Source organism: Streptomyces sp. NBC_00414 (genome assembly GCF_036038375.1).
Taxonomy (GTDB): domain Bacteria; phylum Actinomycetota; class Actinomycetes; order Streptomycetales; family Streptomycetaceae; genus Streptomyces.
This window is the reverse complement of record NZ_CP107935.1, coordinates 3,526,897-3,550,842: the sequence shown is the minus strand read 5'-3', so window position 1 is coordinate 3,550,842 and position 23,946 is coordinate 3,526,897. Positions and strand designations below refer to the sequence as shown.

Sequence of the window (23,946 nt, the reverse complement as noted above, 5' to 3'; positions counted from 1 at the left end):
GGGACCTGACTCATGGGAGCCCAGCTCCGGGTCTACAAGCGTCGCATCAAATCCGTCACCGCGACCAAGAAGATCACCAAGGCGATGGAGATGATCGCCGCCTCGCGTGTCGTCAAGGCGCAGCGCAAGGTACGGGCCTCCACGCCGTACGCGACCGAGCTCACCCGCGCGGTCACGGCGGTCGGGACCGGTTCGAACACCAAGCACCCGCTGACCACGGAGGCGGAGACGGCGACCCGTTCCGCGGTACTGCTCCTTTCGAGCGACCGCGGACTGGCCGGCGCCTTCAACTCCAACGCCATCAAGGCGGCGGAGAAGCTGACCGCCCGTCTTGAGGCCGAGGGCAAGGAGGTCGACACGTACATCGTCGGCCGCCGTGGTCTCGCCCACTACAACTTCCGTGAGCGCAAGGTCTCGGAATCGTGGTCGGGCTTCACCGACGAGCCCTCGTACGCGGACGCCAAGAAGGTTGCCGTTCCGCTGATCGAGGCCATCGAGAAGGAGACGGCGGAGGGCGGCGTGGACGAGATCCACATCGTCTACACCGAGTTCGTCTCGATGATGACGCAGACGGCGGTGGACAGCCGTCTGCTGCCGCTCAGCCTCGAAGAGGTCGCGGAGGAGTCGTCCAGCAAGGACGAGATCCTCCCGCTCTACGACTTCGAGCCGTCGGCGGAGGACGTCCTGGACGCCCTCCTGCCGCGGTACGTCGAGAGCCGTATCTACAACGCGCTGCTCCAGTCGGCTGCTTCCAAGCACGCCGCCACCCGCCGCGCGATGAAGTCGGCGACCGACAACGCGGGAGACCTGATCACTTCACTCTCCCGACTTGCCAACGCGGCCCGCCAGGCCGAAATCACCCAGGAAATCAGCGAGATCGTCGGTGGCACCGCAGCCCTCGCCGACGCGACCGCGGGGAGTGACAGGTAATGACGACGACAGTTGAGACGGCCGTTGCCACGGGCCGCGTCGCCCGGGTCATCGGCCCGGTCGTCGACGTGGAATTCCCCGTCGACGCCATGCCGGAGATCTACAACGCCCTTCACGTCGAGGTGGCCGATCCGGCCAACGCCGGCGAGAAGAAGACGCTGACCCTTGAGGTCGCCCAGCACCTGGGTGACGGTCTGGTCCGCACCATCTCCATGCAGCCCACCGACGGTCTGGTCCGCCAGGCCGCGGTGACCGACACGGGTACGGGCATCTCCGTCCCGGTCGGTGACTTCACCAAGGGCAAGGTGTTCAACACCCTCGGCGAGGTACTGAACTCCGACGAGGCCTACGAGGGCGACCGGTGGACCATCCACCGCAAGGCACCCGCGTTCGACCAGCTTGAGTCGAAGACCGAGATGTTCGAGACGGGCCTGAAGGTCGTCGACCTTCTCACGCCGTACGTCAAGGGCGGCAAGATCGGTCTGTTCGGTGGTGCCGGTGTCGGCAAGACCGTGCTGATCCAGGAAATGATCATGCGTGTCGCCAACCTCCACGAGGGCGTCTCCGTCTTCGCGGGTGTCGGTGAGCGCACGCGTGAGGGCAACGACCTCATCGCGGAGATGGAAGAGAGCGGCGTTCTCGACAAGACCGCTCTCGTCTTCGGTCAGATGGACGAGCCCCCGGGCACCCGTCTGCGCGTGGCCCTGGCCGGTCTGACCATGGCGGAGTACTTCCGCGATGTGCAGAAGCAGGACGTGCTGTTCTTCATCGACAACATCTTCCGCTTCACCCAGGCCGGTTCCGAGGTCTCCACCCTGCTCGGCCGTATGCCGTCCGCGGTGGGTTACCAGCCGAACCTGGCCGACGAGATGGGTCAGCTGCAGGAGCGCATCACCTCGACGCGTGGTCACTCGATCACGTCGATGCAGGCGATCTACGTTCCCGCGGACGACCTGACCGACCCGGCCCCGGCCACCACGTTCGCCCACCTCGACGCGACGACGGTTCTCTCCCGTCCGATCTCCGAGAAGGGCATCTACCCGGCCGTGGACCCGCTGGACTCCACGTCCCGCATCCTGGACCCGCGCTACATCGCGCAGGACCACTACGACGCCGCCATGCGCGTCAAGACGGTCCTGCAGAAGTACAAGGACCTCCAGGACATCATCGCGATCCTCGGTATCGACGAACTGGGCGAGGAGGACAAGCTCGTCGTCCACCGTGCCCGTCGTGTGGAGCGCTTCCTGTCCCAGAACACCCACGCCGCCAAGCAGTTCACCGGCGTGGACGGGTCGGACGTTCCGCTGGAGGAGTCCATCGCGGCGTTCAACTCGATCATCGACGGGGAGTACGACCACTTCCCGGAGCAGGCGTTCTTCATGTGCGGTGGCATCGAGGACCTCAAGGCCAACGCCAAGGAGCTCGGCGTCTCCTGAACCTCGCGTTCCGAGTGGTTCTGAGTGAGGGGGCGGGGCCGTGCCTCGCGGGGCGGGTCCCGCCCTTCTCACTACGCCTATTAGACTTTGACCCAACACCCGGCAGCGAACGCCGGGTGGTGACCCGAGGAGCCCACCTTGGCTGCTGAGCTGCATGTCGAGCTCGTCGCCGCGGACCGCAGTGTCTGGTCCGGCGAGGCCACCCTGGTCGTCGCGCGTACCACGTCCGGCGACATCGGCGTCATGCCCGGTCACCAGCCGCTGCTCGGTGTGCTGGAGTCGGGCCCGGTGACCATCCGTACGAGTGATGGTGGAACGGTCGTCGCCGCGGTGCACGGCGGTTTCATCTCTTTCGCGGACAACAAGCTGTCCCTGCTGGCCGAGATCGCCGAGCTGTCGGACGAGATCGACGTCCAGCGTGCGGAGCGGGCGTTCGAGCGTGCGAAGTCGGACGCCGACGCGTCCGCCGAGCGTCGCGCGGACGTCCGACTGCGGGCGGTGTCGGCGCACTGAAACCAGCGCGCCACAGGAAGTGACTCAGCCGCGGCCAGGACCGGAGCTTTTCCGGACCGGGTCGCGGCTGAGGCGATGCGGGTGCTTTTTTCCTTTCCGTTACCTAGGAGACGAGGAGGTCGGTGTCGATGGTCCTCGCTCTGACTGTGGTCGGGTCGGTAGTAGTACTGGTGGCCCTCGGACTCTTCGTCTTCGGCCTGCGTCGCAGAGTGATCCAGCGCTCGGGCGGCACCTTCGACTGCAGCCTCCGGTGGGACGTCCCGGAGAAGACCGACACCAGTGGCAAGGGGTGGGGCTACGGCATCGCCCGCTACAGCGGTGACCGGATCGAGTGGTTCCGGGTCTTCTCGTACGCGCTTCGGCCGCGTCGTGTTCTTGAGCGCTCGGCGATCGAGGTGGCCGGCCGGCGCGCTCCCGAGGGCGAGGAGGAGCTGGCGCTGCTCTCCGACGCGATCATCCTGGCCTGTGTCCATCGCGGTACGCGGCTCGAACTCGCCATGAGCGAGGACGCGCTGACCGGGTTTCTTGCCTGGCTGGAAGCCGCGCCGCCCGGGCAGCGAGTGAATGTGGCTTAGCCATTCACTCGCTGCCCGGGCGGTTGTCGTTCGGGGCCGCGGGGTTGCTAGTTGAGGCCGTTGTTGATGGCCGTCACCAGTTCGCCGTTGGTGGTGTCACCGCTGAACTCCCAGAAGAACGCGCCGCCCAGGCCCTGGTTCTTGGCCCAGGTCATCTTGGAGCCGATGGTGGCCGGGGTGTCGTAGCTCCACCAGTTGTTGCCGCAGAACGCGTAGGCCGTACCGGCGATGGTGCCGGTGGCGGGGCAGGAGTTCTTGAGGATCTTGTAGTCCTCGATGCCCGCCTCGTACGTGCCGGGTGCCGCGCCGGTGGCGGAGCCGCCGGGGGCGGCCTGGGTGACGCCGGTCCAGCCGCGCCCGTAGAAGCCGATACCGAGCAGCAGCTTCTTCGCGGGTACGCCCTTGCTCTTGAGCTTGGCGATCGCGTCGGCCGAGTTGAAGCCGGCCGCCGGGATGCCGCTGTACGAGGTCAGCGGCGAGTGCGGGGCGGTGGGACCGTCCGCGTCGAAGGCGCCGAAGTAGTCGTACGTCATCACGTTGTACCAGTCGAGGCTCGCGGAGGCGCCGCCGTAGTCGGCCGCGTCGATCTTGCCGCCGGAGGAACCGTCCGCCGTGATGGCCGCGGTGACCAGGTAGTTGGAGCCGAACTCGGTGCGCAGCGCCTGGCTGAGCGTCTTGAAGGAGCTGAAGCCGGACGTGTCGCAGCTCAGGCCGCAGGCGTTCGGGTACTCCCAGTCGATGTCGATGCCGTCGAAGACGTCGGCCCAGCGCGGGTCCTCGACGAGGGCCTTGCAGGAGGCGGCGAAGGCGGCCGGGTTGGCCGCGGCCTCACCGAAGCCGCCCGAGTAGGTCCAGCCGCCGAACGACCACAGCACCTTGATGTGCGGGTACTTGGCCTTCAGCTGGCGCAGCTGGTTGAAGTTGCCGCGCAGGGGCTGGTCCCAGGTGTCGGCGGTGCCGCTGACGGACTGGTCGGCGGTGTACGCCTTGTCGGTGGCCGCGTAGGCGTCGTCGAGGGTGCACTTGCCGCCCTTGACGTTGCCGAACGCGTAGTTGATGTGGGTGATCTTCGACGCGGAGCCGGAGCTGACCAGGTTCTTCACGTGGTAGTTGCGCCCGTAGACGCCCCACTCGGTGAAGTAGCCGAGCTTGACCTTGTCGCCGGTGGGCGGCGGGTCGGTGGTGCCGCCGGTGGTGTGCACGGCGGTCGCGCCGCTGACCGGTCCGGTCTGGTCGGCGGTGTCACGGGCCTGCACGGTGTACGAGTAGTCGGTGCCGGCGGTCAGGCCGGTGTCGCTGTACGAGGTGCCGGTCACCGTGGCGACCTTGGCGCCGTCGCGCAGGACGTCGTAGTTCTTGACGCCCTTGTCGTCGGTGGCCGCGCTCCAGGCCAGCTTCACCGAGGTGTTGGTGATGTCGGAGGCGGTCGGCTTGCCCGGGGCGGAGGGCGCGTTGTCGCCGGGGACCGTGGGGCCGCCGTCACAACTGCCGCCGTTGAGCTTGCAGTTGGCGGGGGAGCCGGTGCCCGAGCCGTTGAAGCCGAAGGAGAGGGAGGCGCCCGGTGCGAGGGTGCCGTTCCAGGATTTGTTCTTGGCGGTCCAGTGCGTGCCGGAGCTGGTGACGTCGGCGTCCCAGGCGGAGGTGACCGAGGTGCCCGAGGGGAAGTCCCACTCGACGGTCCAGGAGCTGATGGCCGTGGTGCCGGTGTTCTTGACGGTCCACTTGCCCTCGAAGCCGGTGCCCCAGTCCTGAGTCTTGGCGTAGGTGGCGGTCGCCGACGTGGCGGCGGAGGCGGGGCTCGCGAGCCCGACCAGGGCGGCGAACGGCAGCAGCAGGGTGGTGAGCCCCGCCACGGCTCTGTGTCCGAATCGGTGTCCTAGGCGCTTGTGTCCGAGGCGCATCCGCGTCTCCTTGGGGGGAGTTTTATGAGGTGCGCAGGACAATAGAAAGGTCTGGACCATAGGTCAATAGGTCCAGACCACTGTGGGGGTTGGTGTGACTACTTGTTACACGCCCAACTCCTGGGCCAGCACCGCCGCCTGCACCCGGCTGCGCAGCTCAAGCTTCCCCAGCAGGCGGCTGACGTGCGTCTTCACGGTGGCCTCGGCCATGTCGAGACGTACCCCGATGTCCGCGTTGGACATGCCCTCGCCGAGGCAGGAGAGGACCTCCCGTTCCCGCCGGGTCAGCGCGTCGAGGACGGACGGGTCGGCCGACGGCTCACGCACGGGACGCGCGGCGAACTCGGCGATCAGCCGGCGGGTGACCGCGGGCGAGATCAGGCCCTCACCGCCCGCCACGGTGCGGACCGCGTCGAGGAGTCGACGGGCCTCGGTGTTCTTCAGCAGAAAGCCCGCGGCGCCCGCGCGCAGCGCGCCGAACACGTACTCGTCGAGGTCGAAGGTGGTCAGTACGAGGACGTCGGCGAGGTTCTCCGCGACGACCTGGCGGGTGGCGGAGACGCCGTCGAGGCGGGGCATCTGGATGTCCATCAGGACGAGGTCGGGCCGCAGTTCCCTGGCCAGGGCGACCGCCCGCTCGCCGTCCCCGGCCTCGCCGACCACCTCGATGTCGGGGGCGCTGCCCAGGATGAGGACGAGCCCGGCGCGTACGGCGGCCTGGTCCTCTGCGACGAGCACACGGATCATGCGGTTTCTCCTTCGGTGATCGGGAGGGTGGCGCGGACCGTCCAGGTCCCGCCGCCCGCCGTGTCTTCGGCACAGGTGCCGGCGCCGGTCGCGCCCTCGGGTCCGGCCTCGAACGTGCCCTGGAGCAGGGCGACCCGCTCGCGCATCCCGATCAGGCCCGCGCCCGAGCCGGGGGCGCGCGGGCCGTCGTCCCGGACGTCGCCGAAGGGGCTGGTCACGGTCACGTCCAGGGCGTGGTCGCGCTGGACGAGGGAGACCGTGACCCGGCCGGGGGAGGCGTGCTTGAGGGCGTTGGTCAGGGATTCCTGCACGATGCGGTAGGCGGCCAGCTCGACCGGGGCCGGCAGCGCGGTGTGGGCGCAGTCGAGGCCGACGTCGAGGCCGTTGCCGCGGGCGTGCTCCACGAGGGAGCCGAGCCCGTCCAGGGTGGGCGCGGCGGCCGGCTCGGTGTCGCCGCTGCTGTCGCGCAGGATGCCGATGAGGCGGCGCATCTCGGCGAGGCCCTCGACGCTGTTCTCGCGGATCACCCCGAGCGCCTGCTTCGAGGTGTCCGGGTCGTCGAGGGAGAGTGCGGCCGTGGAGTGGATGGCGATCGCCGACAGGTGGTTGGCCACCATGTCGTGCAACTCCCGCGCCATCCGGGCGCGTTCGGCGGTGACCGCCTGGACGCGGTCGATCTCGGCGAGCAGGGCGGTCTGTTCGGCGCGCAGCCGGGCGGCCTCGGCGGCGTCGCGGTGGTTGCGTACGACCCAGCCGGTGGCGCCGGGCGTGAACGACACGACACCGATGACCACGCCGATGAGCAGGGCTTCCGGTACCCGCAGGACGGCGAAGGGCACCACGGTGCCCAGCACCGTGAGTGCCCCGCTGATCCACAGGACGCGGCGGGCCGTGGCGGGCTGCCCGTACAGGACGGCCGCGTACACCAGGTCCGTGAACATCACGACGGTCGCCAGGCTGCCCTGCGTGACGGTGTCGAGGGTCAGTGCGGCGACACCCACCAGCAGGCCCGTGCGCGGGTGGGTCCGGCGCAGCAGCTCGCAGCCGGCGATGACGACGAGCGGCAGCAGGATCGGCCAGCGCCCCGACCAGAGCACGATCGGGTCGGACTCCGGGCGGGTGCCGAGCCCCGCGGCCCACAGGAGGAGTCCGCCGAGCAGTCCCGCCAGCGCGATGCGCACGTCGTCGCGGTGCGGGCGGGGGAGTCGTACGGGCATGACTCCATCCAACACGCAGTGCCCGCTCGTCGCCTGATCCTGGAGAACGGTCCGTGCGCACGTCCGAGTACATCGAAGGATGCAGTGCCGGTTCGTCATCGCCGACGACGATCTTCGGTCGTTCTTTCGCGAACCTGGAAGGGTGACCGAGAGGAGTTCGTCGTGATCGTCACGCTGATCGCCGTGTGCGAGGTCGGCTTCTGGGTGCTGCTGGCCGCGGGCCTGGCCTTCCGCTATCTGCTGAGGATGCCCCGCACCGGGCTGGCCCTGCTGCTGTGCGAGCCCCTGCTGGAGGTCGTGCTGCTGGTGGTCACCGCGCTGGACCTCAAGGCCGGGGCCGAGCCGAACTGGACGCACGGGCTGGCCGCGCTCTACATCGGGTACACCGTCGGGCACGGGCACCGGACCGTGAAGTGGCTCGACGGACATGCGGCGCACCGGCTTGCGGGGGCGCCTCGACCGGCCGGACCGCCGAAGTACGGGATGGCCCGGGCTCGGCACGAGGGGGTGGTGTGGCTCGGCACGGTGGTGGCGGCTGCCGTCGCCACGGGGTTGCTTCAGATCGCGATCTGGTATGTCGGTGACCCGGGGCGGGTGTCCTCACTGGAGAGTTGGCGGTATGTGGCGTGGCGCGCCGCTGGGATTCACGGGGTGATCGCGTTGACGTATCTGGTGTTCCCGAAGAAGGCGCCGGAGTCCGTGGCGGGGAGCCTGACGAAACGGTGACGGGGCCGTTCGCCGGGCCCCTGAAGGGCGAAAAGACTGCGCCGTTCCCCGCGCCCCCAAAAGATTGCGCCGTTCGCCGCGCCCTCAAGAAGACGCGCTCAGCGCTCGCCGCCCGGGACCCACAGCACGTCCCCGATCTCCTTGTTGGCAGTCCTTGCCAGGATGAAGAGGAGGTCCGAGAGGCGGTTGAGGTAGGTCGCTGTGAGGGGGTTCATGACCTCGGCGTGGGACTCCAGGGCCGCCCACGTCGAGCGTTCCGCCCGGCGGACCACCGTGCACGCCTGGTGGAGGAGGGCCGCGCCGGGGGTGCCGCCGGGGAGGATGAAGGAGCGGAGCTTCTCCAGCCGTTCGTTGAAGCGGTCGCAGTCCGCCTCCAGCTTGTCGATGTAGAACTGCTCGACGCGCAGGGGCGGGAACTCGGGGTTCTCGACGACCGGGGTCGACAGGTCCGCACCCACGTCGAACAGGTCGTTCTGGACGCGGGAGAGGACCTTCACGATCTCCTCGTCGAGGTCGCCGAGGGCGATCGCCGTGCCGAGGGCCGCGTTCGCCTCGTTGGCGTCGGCGTACGCCGAGATCCGCGGATCCGTCTTCGCGGTGCGGCTCATGTCGCCGAGGGCCGTGGTGCCCCGGTCGCCGGTCCTGGTGTAGATGCGCGTCAGATTGACCATGCGACCAGCGTAGTTACGCCCCGGCCGTTCGGAACACGCGTGTGCCCACTGTCACGGCGAGTCCCGCGAAGCCGACGGCCACGAGGACCCCGTACGCCATGGAGGCGGTGGCGTACGAGCCGACGTACGCGTCCCGCATCGCGTCCACCAGGTACCGGAACGGCATGACGTGCGAGAGGGCGTCCAGCCAGCCGGGTGCCAGCGACATGGGGAGCATGAGGCCGGACAGGAGCATGGACGGCATGGTCAGCGCGTTGACGGTCGGGCCGAACGTGTGGGGCGAGCTGACGCGCATGGCCAGCGCGTACGACAGTGAGGCCAGCGAGACGGTCAGGAGCGCGACGAAGGCGAAGCCGATCAGGATGCCCGCGACGGGTGCGCGCAGGCCCATCACCAGGGCGGCCAGGACCAGCAGAACCGCCTGGAGGACGAAGACCGTTGTGTCGCGCAGCACCCGGCCGAGCAGCAGCGCGAGCCGGCTGACCGGGGTGACACGCATCCGCTCCACCACCCCGTGGTTCTTCTCGACGATGATCATGAATCCGGCGAACGCGGCGCCGAACAGGCCGAGCTGGAGCAGCAGACCGGGTACCAGGACCTGCCAGGAACTCCCGCCGCCACCCAGCGGCAGGTCGGTGAGCAGGGGCCCGAAGAAGAGCAGGTACAGCAGCGGCATCAGCACGCCGAAGAGCATCGCGAACTTGGAGCGCAGGGTCTGGCGGAGATAGCGCCCGAAGATCAGCGCGATGTCCTGGAGCAGCATGTCGATCACGTCCTCGGCGGTCAGATGGTCGCGGGGGTGGCGTCGGTCTTCTCCGGGGCGCGGCCGGTGATCGCCAGGAACGTGTCCTGGAGCGTCGCGTCGATCGATCCGCCGTATCGGAGCTTGAGCGCGCTCGGCGTGCCCTCCGCCACCACGACACCCCCGTCGACGATCACGAGCCGGTCGGCGAGCGCGTCCGCCTCGTCGAGGTAGTGCGTGGTGAGCAGGACCGTGGTGCTGTACTCGTCGCGCAGACGCCGCACGAGGTCCCAGAGGTCCGCACGGCTCGCCGGGTCGAGACCCGTGGTCGGCTCGTCGAGGAACAGCACCTTCGGGCGGTGGGCGAGGCCGAGCGCGATGTCGAGCCGGCGGCGCTGGCCTCCGGAGAGCGCCGAGGTCCTGCGGTCGAGGAGTTCGGTCAGGTCGAGATCGCGGGCCAATTCTTCGGCGCGCTCAATGGCCTGCCGCTTCGTCAGCCGGTAGAGGCGCCCCTGCGTGACCAGTTCCTCGCGTACGGAGACCTGGGGGTCGACCCCGCCCGACTGCGCCACGTACCCGCACACGCGGCGCACTCCCGCCGGGTCGCCGGCCAGGTCGTGGCCCGCGACGGTGGCGGCGCCGCCGGTGGGCGCCAGCAGGGTCGTGAGCATGCGGAGCGTGGTCGTCTTGCCCGCGCCGTTCGGGCCGAGGAGGCCGAGGATCTCGCCCGGCGCGACGGTGAGATCGATGCCGCGGACCGCCTCGACGGGGCCGCGCTTGGTCTGGAAGGTCCGGGCCAGGCCGGCCGTGCTGATGATGGGCATGCGCCAAGAAAAACAGAGGGACTCAAATTTTGCAATGCCACCAAAGTTTAAGAGAGTCCAATAAATCCGGGTCCGGCCTACGATGAGCCCATGGCAGAGGGGCTCAGGGAGCGGAAGAAGCGCGAGACCAGGCAGCGCATCTCGGACATCGCCACGGGGCTGTTCCTGGAGCACGGTTTCGTCACCGTGACGATGGTCGACGTCGCGGACGCCGCCGACGTGTCCGTGAACACCGTCTACAACTACTTCCCGGCCAAGGAAGACCTCTTCTTCGACCGCAGCAAGGGTGTGATCGACCGGCTCTCGCGCTGGGTGCGCGGCCGGGATCCCGGTGAGTCGGCCGCCGCCGCCGTCCTGCGCGAACTGCGCGAGGAGGTCGAGGCGGTCTCGCCGCGGGTCGGCCTGATGGAGGGCTACGACCGCTTCATGCGGGTCATCCACGACGCGCCCGCGCTCCGCTCCCGCCTGTGGAGCCTGCAGCAGGAGGTCCACGACCACCTGGCGGACACCCTGCGCGAGGAGACGGGCGCGGCCCCCGACGATCCGACCCCCGGGCTGATGGCGGGGCAGATCGGCTGGCTCCACCAGACGGTCATGAGCACCGTCGGCCGTGAGATGGTCGCCGGGCGGGATCCGGCCGACGTCTCCCGCGAGGTGCTGAGGCTCCTGGACGGCATGGAGGAACTGTTGAGCGAGAAGGTCCTCAACTACGCCGTACGGGCGCCGGAATGAGCCGCCCGGTGTGATGTCCGTCAGATGAGACGTGACGCGCATTACTTACCGGTCACACGGCACCTCACGAGCGCTATGGTCCGCCGGAGAGGCAACTCGAAGGCGCGTTGTTCGGGGCTGTCTCGCGATGTCAACGCCAGTCGTCCCGGTCGGCCTTCCGCCGTCCGGGGTCCGGGGTCGCGCGGCGGTGGCCGCACGGACGCGACCCCCGGGAAGAAGCAGCAGGGAGTCGGACAGTGGCAGGGAAGCTCGCCGTCATCGGGGCCGGACTCATGGGGTCCGGTATCGCCCAGGTCGCCGCACAGGCCGGCTGGGACGTCGTCCTGCGGGATGTCACCGACGAGGCGCTGACCCGTGGCACCGACGGCATCAAGGCCTCGTACGACAAGTTCGTGAGCAAGGGGAAGCTGGACGCCGACGCGGCCGGGCAGGCGCTGGGCCGCATCAGCACGACCACCGACCTGGACGCGGTCGCCGACGTCGACATCGTCGTCGAGGCCGTGTTCGAGAAGCTGGAAGTCAAGCACGAGATCTTCCGTGCGCTCGACCGGCTGGTGAAGGACGAGACCGTACTCGCCTCCAACACCTCCGCCATCCCGATCACCAAGATCGCGGCGGCCACCGGGCGCCCGGAGCGGGTCGTCGGCGTCCACTTCTTCTCACCGGTGCCGATGATGCAGCTCTGCGAGCTGGTCCGCGGCTACAAGACCAGCGACGAAGCACTCGCGACCGCGCGGGAGTTCGCCGAGTCGGTCGGCAAGACCTGCATCGTCGTCAACCGCGACGTGGCCGGCTTCGTCACCACCCGGCTCATCTCGGCCCTCGTCGTCGAGGCGGCCAAACTGTACGAGTCGGGCGTGGCCACCGCCGAGGACATCGACCTCGCCTGCAAGCTGGGCTTCGGTCACGCCATGGGACCCCTCGCCACCGCCGACCTCACGGGTGTCGACATCCTGCTGCACGCGGCGAGCAACATCTACACCGAGTCCCAGGACGAGAAGTTCGCCCCGCCCGAACTGATGCGCCGGATGGTTGACGCCGGTGACATCGGACGCAAGAGCGGGCAGGGCTTCTACACGTACTGACGCACGTACTGACTCTGTGGTGAACCACGATCCGTCACGCTGTCACTCGTCAGGGTGATTTGGGTATCGGTTCGCTCACAGAGGGCAACTTCTGCCCCGGTACTGCAGTCAGTCCTGGCAACACCTGACAACAGGACACGACGAAGACGCCGAGTACGAAAATACGCACTCTCGGGGAGCGCATATGCACATCAGGGGCGACCACGCCGAGCTGGTCGTCGGGGGCCGCCTCGACGTACGCAGCGCGGCGGACGCCCGTACGGTCCTGCACTCGGCCATCGACGACGGCGTCGGCGACCTGGTGCTCGACTTGTCAGAGCTGGACTCCTGGGACGCCACCGGGCTCGGTGTCATCATGGGGGCCCACCGGCGGGCGGGGCGGTGCGGCCGAAGGCTTGTGCTGCGCGGCGTCCCGCCGCAGATGCAGCGCCTGCTGGTGGCCACCCGCCTCCACCGCATCCTGGCCATCGAAGGCGGCATCGGGGTCGAATCACTGCCCAGGGTGTGACGCCCCGCCGTGACACCCGGCACGGCATCCGGCGGTGATCCGGCCTTCTCCGCACGTGGCTCCGCGTAACTGCCGCAAACGGCGAAGATCGGATGGGAAGCGGCGTACGAAACCCGTACCTCGCGAACAATCCTCACGAAGCTGTGACGTCTCGGACGGCGCGGTACCCCGTGTGTTCGTAGATACTGTGCGAAGGTTTAGGGTTCGCGTGCCCGCGTCTTGATGAACCCGTGAGTGGGCACCGGACCAGAAGCGACAGCGCAGTGTGCGGCAGGCCGGGAGGGGCTCGGCACACGACGCTTTTGGGGGGCTTGGACCTATGGACCCGACAAACCGGGGACCCGAAGAGTACGGCCACGACGACGGCTCGGCGCCAAGACAGCGCCCACCGCGCGAGCCTTTGGCGCACGCGCTGGGGCAGGGGGGCGTCCAGCACACACCCGCACTGGCGCGCACCGTCCAACTTGTCGCGGGCGACCATCTGCTCACCGTCAATCCCGTCGACGGCAGCGAGATCGAGCTCTGCCCGCCGGGCGAGCGGCCACCGCGGCCCACGAAGTTCAGCGCCACCGAGCGGACCGAGCAGACCCGCGCGGCACGGCCGCCCGTACCGCCCGGGGCACCGGGGCCCGGACTGCCGCTCCTGGAGCGCCAGGAGGAGCGTGAGCGGCTCGTACGGCTGCTCGCGCGAGGCCGCTCCGTACGGCTCACCGGGCCCTCGGGCTCGGGACGCACCGTTCTCCTGGACGCCGTCGCCGACGACTGCGCGGACCTCGCGCCCGACGGGGTGGTCCGCCTCAGCGGCCACCGCCGTACGGCGGACGATCTGCTGCACGACCTCTTCGCCGCCGTCTACGACGCTCCGCTGTACCGGCCGGAACAGGCCGAACTGCTCGCGCTCGTGCACGAGATCGGCGCGGTCGTCGTCCTGGACGACGTGGAGTTCGGCGGCAGCGCGCTCGAAGACCTGCTCGACGCCACACCCGAGTGCGCCTTCCTGGTCTCCGCGACACCCGAGATCGCCGCACCGTCCGCCGACTCGCTCCTCGAAGAGGTCTTCCTCGGCGGTCTCGGCCGCGGCGGCGGGCTCGAACTGCTGGAGCGTGCCGTCGGCCGGGTCCTGACCGAGGCGGAGGCCAACTGGGCGGGCGACCTCTGGTTCGAGTCCGAGGGACTCCCGCTGCGCTTCGTCCAGGCCGGCGCCCTGCTGCGGCAGCGCGACCAGCTGAGCACCGACCCGGACGCGTTCGACGAGTTCGGCCGCTACTCCGACGACCCCTACTCCGACGACGCGCCCGCGGACGCGCACCACGACTCTCCCGCCGACGCGCCCTCCGACGCCGAGGACGGCCAGGAGGTGCCGCTGCCCTCGCTCGCCGAGGGTGCCGCGCCCGCCGCGCTGCTCGCCTCCCGGCTCAGCGAGTCGGCCCGCGCCACCCTGCGCTTCGCCGTCGCGCTGGGCGGCGAGGTGCCGCACCAGGCGCATCTGCCCGCCATCGTGGGGCACACGCACGCGGACGCCGCCCTCGCGGAACTCGTCGGCTGCGCGCTCGTCACACCGGTCGGATCGCACTACCGGCTCGCGGCCGGCGTGCAGACCCAGCTGGAGGCCGCCGGGTACGCCTCGGACGCCGAGGAGACCGCCCGCGCCGCCGCCCGGCACTACGCCTGGTGGGCCGGGCACCCGTCCGTCACCCCGGAGCGGGTCTCGGCCGAGGCGGACGCCGTGCTCGCCGCACTGGCCGCCCTGGTGCCGCTCACGGTGCCGCCGGCCGAGGAGAACGCCACAGCGGTGGAGCTGGCCCGCACGGCCGCGCCCGCCTTCGCCGCGGGACTGCACTGGAGCGCCTGGGAGCGTGCGCTGCGCGCCGGGAGCGAGGCCGCCCGGCTCGCCGGCCAGGTCTCGGATCAAGCCTATTTCCACCACGAGTTGGGCGTCCTCGCGCTCTGCGGCGGACAGCTCGACCGGGCCCGCGCCGAACTGGAGGCATCCGTCGGCCTGCGCGGCGCCCTCGCCGACAAGCGCGGCACCGTGGCGGGCAGGCGCGCCCTGGCACTGGTCGCGGACCGCTCGGGCCTCTCCGGCCTCCCGGTCTCGCCCGGGCAGGGGCTCCCGGCACTGCCCGCGGCGATCGGCTCGACCTCCGGCGAGGAGGTGCCCGACGCGCGGTACGAGGAGTCGGCGTCCCCGCCCGGCGGCGTACCGGCCGCCCTCGTGCCGGTCCCCTCGCTGCAGGGGCCCGGTGAGCCCGCCACTTTGATCACGCACCGCACCGGGCCCGCCTCCTCGGCGAAGCCCGGCGGGGTCAAGGGCCTGGTCAACGGCACCCGGCGCAATCTGGTGGCCGCCGGGGCGGGCGCCCTGCTCGCCGCCGTGCTCGGCACGGTGGTGACGCTCGGCGCGACCTCCAACCCCGACGACGACGCCCCGGCGGAGAAGGTCGCCGTCACCCCGTCGGCCAGCGCGGACGACGACGGCGGCGGCGGACTGGGCGCGGACCGGCCGAAGAAGGGCAGCAGCGACGCGGACTCGACGGCCCGCCCGACCGACCCGGGCGAGGACGGCGTCCTCGGGACCTCGGACGACCCGACACCGACGTCGACCGGCGAGCCGTCGGACGACCCGAGCGGGTCGAAGGAGCCGAGCCCGACCAAGTCCACGACGAAGCCGCCGTCGTCCACGAAGCCGCCGACCTCGCCGAAGCCGTCGGACACCACGAAGCCGCCGAGCCCGACGCCGACTCCGACGCCGACCGGCCCCGATCCCTCCGGGGAGCCCAGCGAGCCACCGCCGTCCACCCCTTCGACCTCCGACTCGGCCAGCGGCCCCGCGTCCAGCCCCGCCACGAGCAGCTCCGCGAGCAACCCGGCGGACAGCGGCGCACCCGGGTCGCCGACGGTGATCTGAGGCGCGGACACGCAGGCCACGACATGACGGTGGGCCGGGACCTGTCACAGGTCCCGGCCCACCGTCATACCGTGCGAAGCGCTTCGGCCGGGGTCAGAACAGCCGCAGCTTGTCGTCCTCGATGCCCCGCATCGCGTTGTAGTCGAGGACCGTGCAGCCGATGCCCCGGTCCGTGGCGAGGACGCGGGCCTGGGGCTTGATCTCCTGGGCGGCGAAGACGCCGCGGACCGGCGCGAGATGCGGGTCGCGGTTCAACAGGTCCAGGTAGCGCGTCAGTTGCTCCACGCCGTCGATCTCGCCGCGCCGCTTGATCTCCACGGCGACGGTCCCGCCGGCCGCGTCGCGGCACAGGATGTCGACCGGGCCGATGGCCGTCATGTACTCGCGGCGGATCAGCGTGTAGCCCTCACCGAGGATCTCGATGCGGTCGGCGAGCAGCTCCTGGAGGTGCGCTTCCACGCCGTCCTTGATGAGGCCGGGGTCGACGCCGAGCTCGTGCGAGGAGTCGTGGAGGACCTCCTCCATCGTGATGATGAGCTTCTCGCCCGCCTTGTTGATGACGGTCCAGATGCCTTCGTCGTCCCCCGAGCCCTCCTTCAGGGTGCAGGGCGGCGACATCCAGTTGAGGGGCTTGTAGGCCCGGTCGTCCGCATGGATCGAGACACTGCCGTCGGCCTTCACGAGGATGAGGCGGGGGGCCGACGGGAGATGGGCGGTGAGCCGGCCCGCGTAGTCAACGGAGCAGCGGGCAATGACGAGACGCATGGTCGGCAACGCTACTCGACCGGCACGGGTCGGCGCGATCCGCCCAGGAGGCTCGCCGCCCGGCAGCCTTTCCTGTCGCCCCTGTTTCCCCGGATAAGCCCTGTTCGAAAGTGGCCGGTTGTGTGCACGTCGGGTCTTCACTGTGTGCCCAATGTCCTGGTGCGGCCACGAACAGTTGCCTACCGTGTAAACGGGAGGTCGCGATGCATGTACTCAGCGTGTTCGCCATCGCGGTCTCCTTCCCTGTCCGTCAACCCCCTCTGCCGAGGGGGTGCGAGAGGAGAACCCATGTCGCTGGACGTCTCACCGGCCCTACTCGAAAAGGCCGAGCGAGGCGAGGTCGACGAAGCGGAATTCGTCGACTGCGTCCGGACCTCCCTGCCCTACGCATGGGAGATGATCAGCTCCCTGGTGGCCCAGCTGAAGGTGGACGGCGGCAACTTCGCCGACAACCAGACGCCGCCGCCGGACGAGCAGGCGCGGGGCCAGCTGCTGCGTGCCCTCGCGAGTGACGCGATACGAGGTGCGTTGCAGCGGCACTTCGGGGTGCGGCTGGCCTTCCAGAACTGCCACCGGGTGGCAGTGTTCCCGCTGGACGGCTCGGTGGACGACACCCTGACCCGCTTCACGTCGGTGCGCAGTCAACTGCTGAACCAGTCACCGGAATTCCGGGACTGCTGATGCGCTGACGCCGCACGGCTTGCCGCTCCGTACGCGGGAGGTGCTCTGTACGGGAGCGGCAGGCTTCCGTGGCCCGGGCCTGTGCGGCCCGGGCCACGGGCCGCACAGGCCCGGGGCGTCGCGGCCTCGGACCGGTGCGCGGATCCACGGCTCACCGGAGCCGTGGCAGTACCTCGCCCCCCAGCCGCCGTACGTTCTCCTCGGTGGCGGCCAGGTCGCCGGAGCCCTCGACGAGGAGGGCGAAGCGGGTGATCCCCGTGCGCTCGGAGGTCGCCGCGAGGCGGTCCGCGCACAGCCGGGGGGTGCCCACCGGGTGGAGCCCGCAGAGGAGTTCGGTGTAGGCCAGCGGATCGCGCATCGAGCGCGCGCGGTCGTCCACCGTCACATGGGCTTCGAGTCCTTGCCTGAGCCAGCCCGGCATGGCCTTCTGGAGCGTCTCGACGGCGTCCGTCCGCCGGTCCGCGATCTGCGCGACCCCGGCCGAGACATGGGCGGCGGTCGCGATCTCGTCGGGGGAGTGCCCCGCGGCGAGCGCGGACGTCCGCCACAGTGCGACCATCTCGGCCTTCTCCTCGTCCCCCACATGCATGCCGAGAAGCATCGGCAGCCCGCGCTCGGCGGCCATCCTGACGCTCGAAGGCGAGGTGCAGGCGACGATGACCTCCGGGCTCTCACCGCCCGACAGGGCCTCCGACGGCCTCGGTACGACGGTCACTTCGCGGAAGTCGAAGCGCTCGGAGCCGCCCGCCACGGCCGGGCGGCGCAGCCAGCGCATCAGCAGGTCGAGTGACTCCGGGAACCCGTGTTCGTACGCTTCGAGGCCCGCTCCGAAGACCTCCAGGTCGACCCACGGCCCGCCGCGGCCCACCCCGAGCGAGAAGCGCCCGCCCGAGGTCACGTGCAGCAGCGCCGCCTGTTCGCCGAGCGCCACCGGGTGCACGGTGGGCAGCACGCTGACCGCCGTGCCCACGCGGATCCGGCGGGTGCGCCCGAGCAGCAGCGCCGCGAGCGTCACGGCCGACGGACACGTCCCGTACGGCACGAAGTGGTGCTCCGCCAGCCACACCGTGTCGAGCCCGGCCTCCTCGGCGACCTCCGCCGACCGCACCGCGCGGTGCAGCGCCTCGCCCTGTCCCTGACCGGGAAACTGGGCCGCCAGAACGAAACTTCCTACGCGCATCGCACTCCTGCCTCCTTGTGCCGACGAGGCTCCCCCATCCCGCATAACCGTCTGACACGTGCCAAGGACACGGCCTGGCGGGGAGATTGGCGGATTGTCTGCAGAATGAGCCGACCGTGCGGGGGATCTGTGGGGATTGGTGACGTACGTGTACCCCTGGGAGCGCCGCGTAGGCTGGAGGCAGCCCGTACTCCCTGTATAGCTCCGTGAGGTGTCCTGTGTCCCCGCGTCGCAACCGTCCCCACGCCGATGGCTCAGGCCGGAGCGCGGACGAGGATCCGTCCGACCGGTACGGCGGCTGGCAGTCGGCGGAGAGCTGGCAGGGCGAGTCGTGGAGCGTGCGGCACGTGGCGGGCGCGAGCGCGCAGGGCAAGACCTACCGCTGCCCGGGCTGCGACCAGCAGATCCCCTCCGGCGTCCCGCACGTGGTGGCCTGGCCCGAGCACTCCGGTGTGGACGAGCGGCGCCACTGGCACAAGTCGTGCTGGAACGCGAAGGACCGCCGCACCACGAGGGTGCAGCGGTCCCGGAACGCGCCGAGGTTCTGAGGCCGGGGCGCAGCCTCCGCGTTCGCTCGGCCTCCTGTGTCTTCCGCGTCCGGTCGGTCAGACGTCCCGGCGCTCAAGGAGCGCGTAGGCGCCCGCGACGGCCGCCGCGGTCACACAGACGAGCAGGATGAGCTGCGAGCCGCCGCTGCCGTTCTCGGAGTCGAGCTCGAAGATCTTGGCGAGCGCGTTCGGAGCGTTGTACTCGGTCATCTTCTCGCCGAGCGAGCGCAGGCTCTCGGACATCAGCAGGAACGCGGGCAGGATGGCCGGCACGAGCACCAGGCCGAGCATCGCGGTGATCGCGCCCGCGGAGTGCCGCAGCATCGAGCCCACGGCGAGCGCGAGCACGCCGAGCAGCGACACGTAGAGCGCGCCCATCAGGACGGTCCCGCCCCACTTGTTGTCCGACGCCCCGCCGTGCATGCCCGAGGTGATCAGGCCGACGAACCCGATGGCGACCGCCGACACCACGAACGCGACGAGGAAGAAGATCACCAGCTTGGCGGTGAGCACCCGGTGGCGCTGGGGCGAGGCCGTGAACGTCGTACGGATCATGCCCGTGCCGTACTCGGACGAGACCACCAGCACGCCCAGGGTGATCAGGCAGATCTGCCCGAGGATCAGCCCGAAGAAGGCGGGGATCGTGTACGGGACGTCCGCGTAGTCGTTGTCGTTCGTCTGGGCGGCGACGAGGAGGCCGATGCCCACGACCAGGAGCAGGAAGACGCCGAGCGTCCACATCGTGGAGCGCACCGACTTGATCTTCGTCCACTCCGAGGTGAGCGCGTGCCCCAGGTGGGTGCGCGTGACCGGAATCGGCGAGGTGTACGAAGTCCCGGGACCCGACTGCCAGTTCGGGGCAGGGGCGGCCTGCTGCGGCGACTGCGGCTGGGGCGTGCTCATCGGGCGTCCTCGGGCTTGGTCAGGTCGGGGGCGGCGGGGGAGGGCTGCGCGACGGCGGGCGGCTCCACGGGAGCGGACTGCGCAGGAGCGGGCTGGGCGGGCTGGGCGTACGGGTTGGGCTCTCCCGCGCCCGGGGCGCCCGGAGCGCCGTAGGGGCCCGCGGGGGGCTGTCCCTGGGGCATCGCGAAGGGCTGCCCGCCCTGCTGGGGCGGCGGCGGCGCGTACCAGCCCGGCTGGCCCTGTCCCGGCACCGGCATCTGCGGCGGCGGCATCGCTCCCGGCGGCAGCTGCTGCTGGAGGCCCGCGCGCTGGTCGGTGGTGGAGCGGTAGTCGACGGCGCCCTGCGTCATCCGCATGTACGCCTCCTCCAGCGAGGCCTGGTGCGGGGAGAGCTCCCACAGGCGTACGTCCGCGTCGTGGGCGAGGTCGCTGATGCGGGGCAGCGGCAGGCCGGTGACGCGCAGGCCGCCGTCCTGCTCCGGCATCACCTGGCCGCCCGCCTCCGTGAGCGCGGCCGTCAGCTTCTCGCGCTGGGCGGGGTCGGTCCCGGGGGTGCGCACCCGCGCGAAGTCGGCGGAGTTGTGCGAGATGAAGTCGCGGACGCTCATGTCGGCGAGCAGCTGGCCGCGGCCGATCACGATGAGGTGGTCGGCGGTGACGGCCATCTCGCTCATGAGGTGCGAGGAGACGAAGACGGTCCGGCCCTCGGCGGCCAGCGACTTCATCAGGTTGCGCACCCAGAGGATGCCCTCGGGGTCGAGTCCGTTGACCGGCTCGTCGAAGAGGAGCACCTGCGGGTCGCCGAGCAGCGCGGCCGCGATGCCGAGTCGCTGGCCCATACCGAGCGAGAAACCCTTGGAGCGCTTTTTCGCCACGTCCTGGAGCCCGACGACACCGAGCACCTCGTCCACCCGGCGGGCGGGGATGCCCGACAGCTGAGCCAGGCACAGCAGGTGGTTGCGGGCGTGCCGGCCGCCGTGCACGGCCTTGGCGTCGAGCAGCGCGCCGACCTGGCGCGGGGCGTTGGGCAGCTTGCGGTACGAGTAGCCGCCGATCGTCACCTGGCCCGCGGTGGGGTTGTCGAGTCCGAGAATCATCCGCATGGTCGTGGACTTGCCCGACCCGTTGGGGCCGAGGAAGCCGGTGACGGAGCCCGGCCTGACCTGGAAGGAAAGGTTGTACACGGCCGTCTTGTCGCCGTAGCGCTTCGTCAGGCCGACTGCCTCGATCATTCTCCGCACCCATCGAAAGGTTCAGGACGTCGGGGCACACGCCCCCGTAAGGGTTAGGAGGATATCGGGGCGCTGACGGTTCCCCTCAAGACCGGGTAAAAAAACCGCAGGCTACGCGTCCCGCCTCTTGAGCAGCGCGTACCCGCCGGCCACCGCGAGGACCACCCACAGCACCATGATGCCCAGCCCTCCCCAGGGCCCGTACGGTACGTCGTCGTCGAGCGGGGTGACCACCTGCATGATCTTGCTGCCGGCCTGGTCGGGCAGGAACCGGCCGATCTTCTTGGTGGCCGGGACGTTTCCGAGGATGGCGGAGATCAGGAAGAAGAACGGCATCAGGATGCCGAGGGACAGCATCGGGCTGCGGAGCATCGTGGCGACGCCCATCGAGAAGACGGCGATGAGGGTCATGTAGAGGCCGCCGCCGATGACCGCGCGCAGGACGCCCGGGTCGCCGATCGCCGCCTTGTGCGAGCCGAGCATCGCCTGGCCGAGGAAGAAGGCGACGAAACTGGTCACGAGGCCCACGAGGAAGGCCAGCACGGTCGCGACCGCCATCTTGCTGAAGAGGAACGTGCCGCGCTGCGGGACGGCGGAGAGCGAGGTGCGGATCATGCCGGTGCTGTACTCGTTGGACACCACCAGCACGCCGAACACGATCATCGCCAGCTGACCCAGGCTCATCCCCGCGAAGCTGATGTACGTGGGGTCGAAGGACAGCCGGTCCTTCGCGTCCATCTTGTCGAACTCGTTCTTGGACAGCAGCGAGATCAGCGCACCGAGCACGACGGTCACCACGGCGGCGAGACTCAGCGTCCACAACGTGGACGCCACCGACCGGATCTTGGTCCACTCGGACCTCAGGACCTGGGTCGCGGCCATGGAATCAGCCCTTCTTCCAGTCGTTGCCCCACCGAGGTCCCGGCTGTCCGCCGTGCGGGGGCGGCGCGGCGGTGGGAGGCAGGTCGCCGAAAGGCGTGTCGGCGTGCGCGTGGTACTCGACCGACTCCGCCGTGAGCTGCATGAACGCCTCTTCCAGCGAGGCCTGCTGGGGGCTCAGCTCGTGCAGCACGATCCGGTGCTCGGCGGCCAGCTCACCGATGTCCTCGGGCCGGTGCCCGTCCACCTCCAGCGTCCCGACGCCGTTCTCCACGACGACGATTCCGGCCCGGTGCAGCACGTCGAGCAGCAGTTCCCGCTGGGGCGACCGGATGCGCACGTACGACCGGGAGTTCTCCCGGATGAAGTCGGCCATGGAGGTGTCCGCGAGCAGCCGGCCCTGGCCGATCACGACCAGGTGGTCGGCGGTCAGCGCCATCTCGCTCATCAGGTGCGAGGAGACGAAGACGGTACGGCCCTGGGCGGCGAGGGACTTCATCAGGTTCCGGATCCAGTGGATGCCCTCGGGGTCGAGCCCGTTGACCGGCTCGTCGAACATCAGGATCCGGGGGTCGCCGAGCAGCGCGCCCGCGATGCCGAGCCGCTGGCCCATCCCGAGCGAGAAACCCTTGGCCTTCTTCTTCGCCACCGAGGTGAGGCCGACGGTGTCGAGGACCTCGTGCACCCGGCTCCGCGGGATGCCGTTGCTCTGCGCGAGGCACAGGAGGTGGTTGAAGGCGCTGCGACCGCCGTGCATGGCCTTGGCGTCGAGGAGCGCGCCGATGTACGTCAGCGGGTCCTTGAGCCGGTCGTAGTGCTGCCCGTCGATCCGGACGTCACCCGCGGTCGGGCGGTCGAGCCCGAGCATCATCCGCATCGTCGTGGACTTCCCGGCTCCGTTGGGCCCCAGGAACCCGGTGACGATGCCCGGCCGCACGGCGAACGTCAGATGGTTCACCGCCATCTTCTCGCCGTACCGCTTGGTCAGCCCATCAACCTCGATCATGCGCCCACGCTAAGACGCAACAAAGCCCCCTGCCACTTCAAGGCAGAGGGCTTCGGAGGTGCCCCGCAAGGGGCGCGGGGCCGTATCGATGTGCGGCTCCGCCGGGTGGGCGCGACCAGCCACAGCCCCGTAAGGGGCGCGGGGAACTGCGCGACCAGCCACAGCCGGTCCGCAGATCCCCACAAACCCGTAGGTACCGGGACGGTACGGTCGACTACCGGGACTGCTGAGCCGGCACCCCACGGGTGATCGGCTCGTCCTCGGCGGGCGAACCGGCGGCAGCCACAGCCGCCCCCGTGAGCGTCGCGAGCATCTCGCGAACATTCGTGAGCTGCGCGTTGATCGAGTCACGCCGGTTCGTGAGAGCCGCAAGCTCCCGCTCGGACTCGGAACGGATCCGGTCGGCCTTGGCGTTCGCGTCGGCCACGATGTCCTCGGCCTGCCGCTGAGCCGTCTCGACGGTCTGACGAGCACGACGCTCGGCGTCCGTACGCAGCTTCTCGGCTTCGAGCCGCAGCTGCTCCGCGCGGTGCTCGATCTCCGCGAGACGCTTCTCGGCCTTGGCCTGACGCGAGGCCAGGTCACGCTCGGACTGCTCGCGACGCTTGGCGAGGTTCGTCTCGAAGTCGGCGGCGGCCTGCGCGGCCTTCGCACGGGTCTCCTCGAAGAGGGCGTCCGCCTCCTCGCGCTTCGACTGGGCGTCCTTCGTCGCCTCCTGACGGAGCTGGGAGGCGTCCGTCTTGGCCTTCTCGACGATCCGGACGCCTTCGTCCTCCGCCTTGGACTTGCGGTCCGCGGCGAACGACTCCGCGTCGTTGCGCACCTGCTGAGCCGCCGACTCGGCGAGCTCACGGTGCTGCTCCGCCGCGCGGCGGGCCTCCTCGCGCAGGTCCTTGGCCTCCTCCTCGGCGAGGCGGAGGATCTTCTCGACGCGGGCGCCGAGGCCGGCGTACGACGGCTCGGCGTCGCTTACCTGGGCCTGGGCGTTCTGCGTTTCGAGATGGAGTTCCTCGATGCGCTTTTCGAGAGCAGTGATACGGGCCAGAGCGCTGTCACGGTCGGAGACGAGCTTCGAAATGCGTTCGTCCACCTGAGCGCGGTCGTACCCACGCCGCACAAGCTCGAAGCCGTAGGGGGAAGTGTCGCTCATGGGGTTCCTGTCGAATGAGACCGGTGAGGTGATAGGTGGAATCCTAGGGGCCAAAACGGTGTGTCATCGAGCAGTAGCCCGATTGAT

24 protein-coding genes are annotated in these 23,946 nt (G+C 70.0%); 11 read left to right on the top strand and 13 right to left on the bottom strand.

The window, feature by feature from the left end; all coding sequences use genetic code 11:
- Positions 1-12 precede the first annotated feature (12 nt).
- The 4 genes from OHS59_RS15060 (at position 13) to OHS59_RS15045 (ending at position 3,454) form a co-directional block, all read left to right on the top strand.
- Entirely contained in the window at positions 13-930 is a 918-nt protein-coding gene (locus OHS59_RS15060) for a F0F1 ATP synthase subunit gamma (protein ID WP_328493909.1), read from the top strand.
- Entirely contained in the window at positions 930-2,366 is a 1,437-nt protein-coding gene (atpD, locus tag OHS59_RS15055; protein ID WP_107021295.1) for a F0F1 ATP synthase subunit beta, read from the top strand. Before OHS59_RS15060 ends, atpD begins: the two co-directional genes overlap by 1 nt.
- A gap of 138 nt (positions 2,367-2,504) precedes the next feature.
- On the top strand, positions 2,505-2,879 hold the full coding sequence (locus OHS59_RS15050; protein ID WP_107021294.1) for a F0F1 ATP synthase subunit epsilon: 375 nt from the start codon (positions 2,505-2,507) through the stop codon (positions 2,877-2,879).
- Between the two features lie 128 nt (positions 2,880-3,007).
- Positions 3,008-3,454 carry a DUF2550 domain-containing protein gene (locus tag OHS59_RS15045; protein WP_328493908.1) on the top strand — a complete coding sequence of 149 codons (447 nt, stop codon included), beginning with the start codon at positions 3,008-3,010 and terminating at the stop codon, positions 3,452-3,454.
- Between the two features lie 47 nt (positions 3,455-3,501).
- Here the strand turns inward: OHS59_RS15045 and OHS59_RS15040 are convergent, their stop codons facing one another.
- The 3 genes from OHS59_RS15040 to OHS59_RS15030 form a co-directional block, all read right to left on the bottom strand.
- Positions 3,502-5,355 (bottom strand): glycoside hydrolase family 18 chitinase, encoded by a 1,854-nt coding sequence (locus tag OHS59_RS15040; protein WP_328493907.1) that lies wholly within the window; start codon positions 5,353-5,355, stop codon positions 3,502-3,504.
- A gap of 105 nt (positions 5,356-5,460) precedes the next feature.
- Complete coding sequence (locus OHS59_RS15035) at positions 5,461-6,102, bottom strand: response regulator transcription factor (protein ID WP_328493906.1); 642 nt, start codon at positions 6,100-6,102, stop codon at positions 5,461-5,463.
- Positions 6,099-7,319 (bottom strand): sensor histidine kinase, encoded by a 1,221-nt coding sequence (locus tag OHS59_RS15030; RefSeq protein WP_328493905.1) that lies wholly within the window; start codon positions 7,317-7,319, stop codon positions 6,099-6,101. Before OHS59_RS15030 ends, OHS59_RS15035 begins: the two co-directional genes overlap by 4 nt.
- A gap of 162 nt (positions 7,320-7,481) precedes the next feature.
- On the opposite strand from OHS59_RS15030, the gene OHS59_RS15025 reads away from it, so the two are divergent.
- Entirely contained in the window at positions 7,482-8,045 is a 564-nt protein-coding gene (locus OHS59_RS15025) for a hypothetical protein (protein ID WP_328493904.1), read from the top strand.
- A gap of 98 nt (positions 8,046-8,143) precedes the next feature.
- Here the strand turns inward: OHS59_RS15025 and OHS59_RS15020 are convergent, their stop codons facing one another.
- Genes OHS59_RS15020 through OHS59_RS15010 form a run of 3 tightly spaced genes read right to left on the bottom strand, consistent with a single transcriptional unit; the run spans position 8,144 to position 10,282 of the window.
- Positions 8,144-8,716 carry a cob(I)yrinic acid a,c-diamide adenosyltransferase gene (locus OHS59_RS15020; protein ID WP_328493903.1) on the bottom strand — a complete coding sequence of 191 codons (573 nt, stop codon included), beginning with the start codon at positions 8,714-8,716 and terminating at the stop codon, positions 8,144-8,146.
- Positions 8,717-8,729: 13 nt separating this feature from the next.
- A complete protein-coding gene (locus tag OHS59_RS15015; protein ID WP_328499212.1) occupies positions 8,730-9,479 on the bottom strand; it encodes an ABC transporter permease in 750 nt (249 codons plus the stop codon).
- 20 nt (positions 9,480-9,499) lie between these two features.
- The gene (locus tag OHS59_RS15010) at positions 9,500-10,282 is read right to left on the bottom strand and encodes an ABC transporter ATP-binding protein (protein ID WP_328493902.1); all 783 of its coding nucleotides are present in this window, start codon (positions 10,280-10,282) and stop codon (positions 9,500-9,502) included.
- A gap of 90 nt (positions 10,283-10,372) precedes the next feature.
- Here OHS59_RS15010 and OHS59_RS15005 point away from each other — a divergent pair, with 90 nt between their 5' ends.
- The 4 genes from OHS59_RS15005 (at position 10,373) to OHS59_RS14990 (ending at position 15,515) form a co-directional block, all read left to right on the top strand.
- Positions 10,373-11,014 carry a TetR/AcrR family transcriptional regulator gene (locus OHS59_RS15005; RefSeq protein WP_328493901.1) on the top strand — a complete coding sequence of 214 codons (642 nt, stop codon included), beginning with the start codon at positions 10,373-10,375 and terminating at the stop codon, positions 11,012-11,014.
- Between the two features lie 236 nt (positions 11,015-11,250).
- Positions 11,251-12,099, top strand: a complete 849-nt coding sequence (locus tag OHS59_RS15000) for a 3-hydroxyacyl-CoA dehydrogenase family protein (RefSeq protein WP_328493900.1) — start codon at positions 11,251-11,253, stop codon at positions 12,097-12,099.
- Between the two features lie 184 nt (positions 12,100-12,283).
- Entirely contained in the window at positions 12,284-12,607 is a 324-nt protein-coding gene (locus OHS59_RS14995) for an STAS domain-containing protein (RefSeq protein ID WP_328493899.1), read from the top strand.
- A gap of 319 nt (positions 12,608-12,926) precedes the next feature.
- On the top strand, positions 12,927-15,515 hold the full coding sequence (locus OHS59_RS14990; RefSeq protein WP_328493898.1) for an ATP-binding protein: 2,589 nt from the start codon (positions 12,927-12,929) through the stop codon (positions 15,513-15,515).
- A gap of 93 nt (positions 15,516-15,608) precedes the next feature.
- Here the strand turns inward: OHS59_RS14990 and nucS are convergent, their stop codons facing one another.
- On the bottom strand, positions 15,609-16,280 hold the full coding sequence (gene nucS / locus OHS59_RS14985) for an endonuclease NucS (RefSeq protein WP_328493897.1): 672 nt from the start codon (positions 16,278-16,280) through the stop codon (positions 15,609-15,611).
- Between the two features lie 288 nt (positions 16,281-16,568).
- On the opposite strand from nucS, the gene OHS59_RS14980 reads away from it, so the two are divergent.
- Positions 16,569-16,961, top strand: coding sequence for an SCO5389 family protein (locus OHS59_RS14980; protein ID WP_107021284.1), 393 nt, complete (start codon positions 16,569-16,571; stop codon positions 16,959-16,961).
- 151 nt (positions 16,962-17,112) lie between these two features.
- Here OHS59_RS14980 and OHS59_RS14975 read toward each other — a convergent pair whose 3' ends face one another.
- Entirely contained in the window at positions 17,113-18,141 is a 1,029-nt protein-coding gene (locus tag OHS59_RS14975) for an LLM class flavin-dependent oxidoreductase (protein WP_328493896.1), read from the bottom strand.
- 218 nt (positions 18,142-18,359) lie between these two features.
- Between OHS59_RS14975 and OHS59_RS14970 the strand changes: the two genes are divergently transcribed.
- The gene (locus OHS59_RS14970) at positions 18,360-18,689 is read left to right on the top strand and encodes an ATP/GTP-binding protein (protein WP_328493895.1); all 330 of its coding nucleotides are present in this window, start codon (positions 18,360-18,362) and stop codon (positions 18,687-18,689) included.
- A gap of 57 nt (positions 18,690-18,746) precedes the next feature.
- Here OHS59_RS14970 and OHS59_RS14965 read toward each other — a convergent pair whose 3' ends face one another.
- The 5 genes from OHS59_RS14965 to OHS59_RS14945 form a co-directional block, all read right to left on the bottom strand.
- Positions 18,747-19,592 (bottom strand): ABC transporter permease, encoded by an 846-nt coding sequence (locus OHS59_RS14965; RefSeq protein ID WP_328493894.1) that lies wholly within the window; start codon positions 19,590-19,592, stop codon positions 18,747-18,749.
- A complete protein-coding gene (locus OHS59_RS14960) occupies positions 19,589-20,824 on the bottom strand; it encodes an ABC transporter ATP-binding protein (protein WP_328493893.1) in 1,236 nt (411 codons plus the stop codon). Before OHS59_RS14960 ends, OHS59_RS14965 begins: the two co-directional genes overlap by 4 nt.
- Positions 20,825-20,935: 111 nt before the next feature.
- The gene (locus OHS59_RS14955) at positions 20,936-21,706 is read right to left on the bottom strand and encodes an ABC transporter permease (protein ID WP_328493892.1); all 771 of its coding nucleotides are present in this window, start codon (positions 21,704-21,706) and stop codon (positions 20,936-20,938) included.
- Positions 21,707-21,710: 4 nt separating this feature from the next.
- Complete coding sequence (locus tag OHS59_RS14950) at positions 21,711-22,709, bottom strand: ABC transporter ATP-binding protein (RefSeq protein WP_328493891.1); 999 nt, start codon at positions 22,707-22,709, stop codon at positions 21,711-21,713.
- Positions 22,710-22,923: 214 nt separating this feature from the next.
- On the bottom strand, positions 22,924-23,859 hold the full coding sequence (locus OHS59_RS14945; protein ID WP_107021278.1) for a cellulose-binding protein: 936 nt from the start codon (positions 23,857-23,859) through the stop codon (positions 22,924-22,926).
- Between the last annotated feature and the right edge of the window lie 87 nt (positions 23,860-23,946).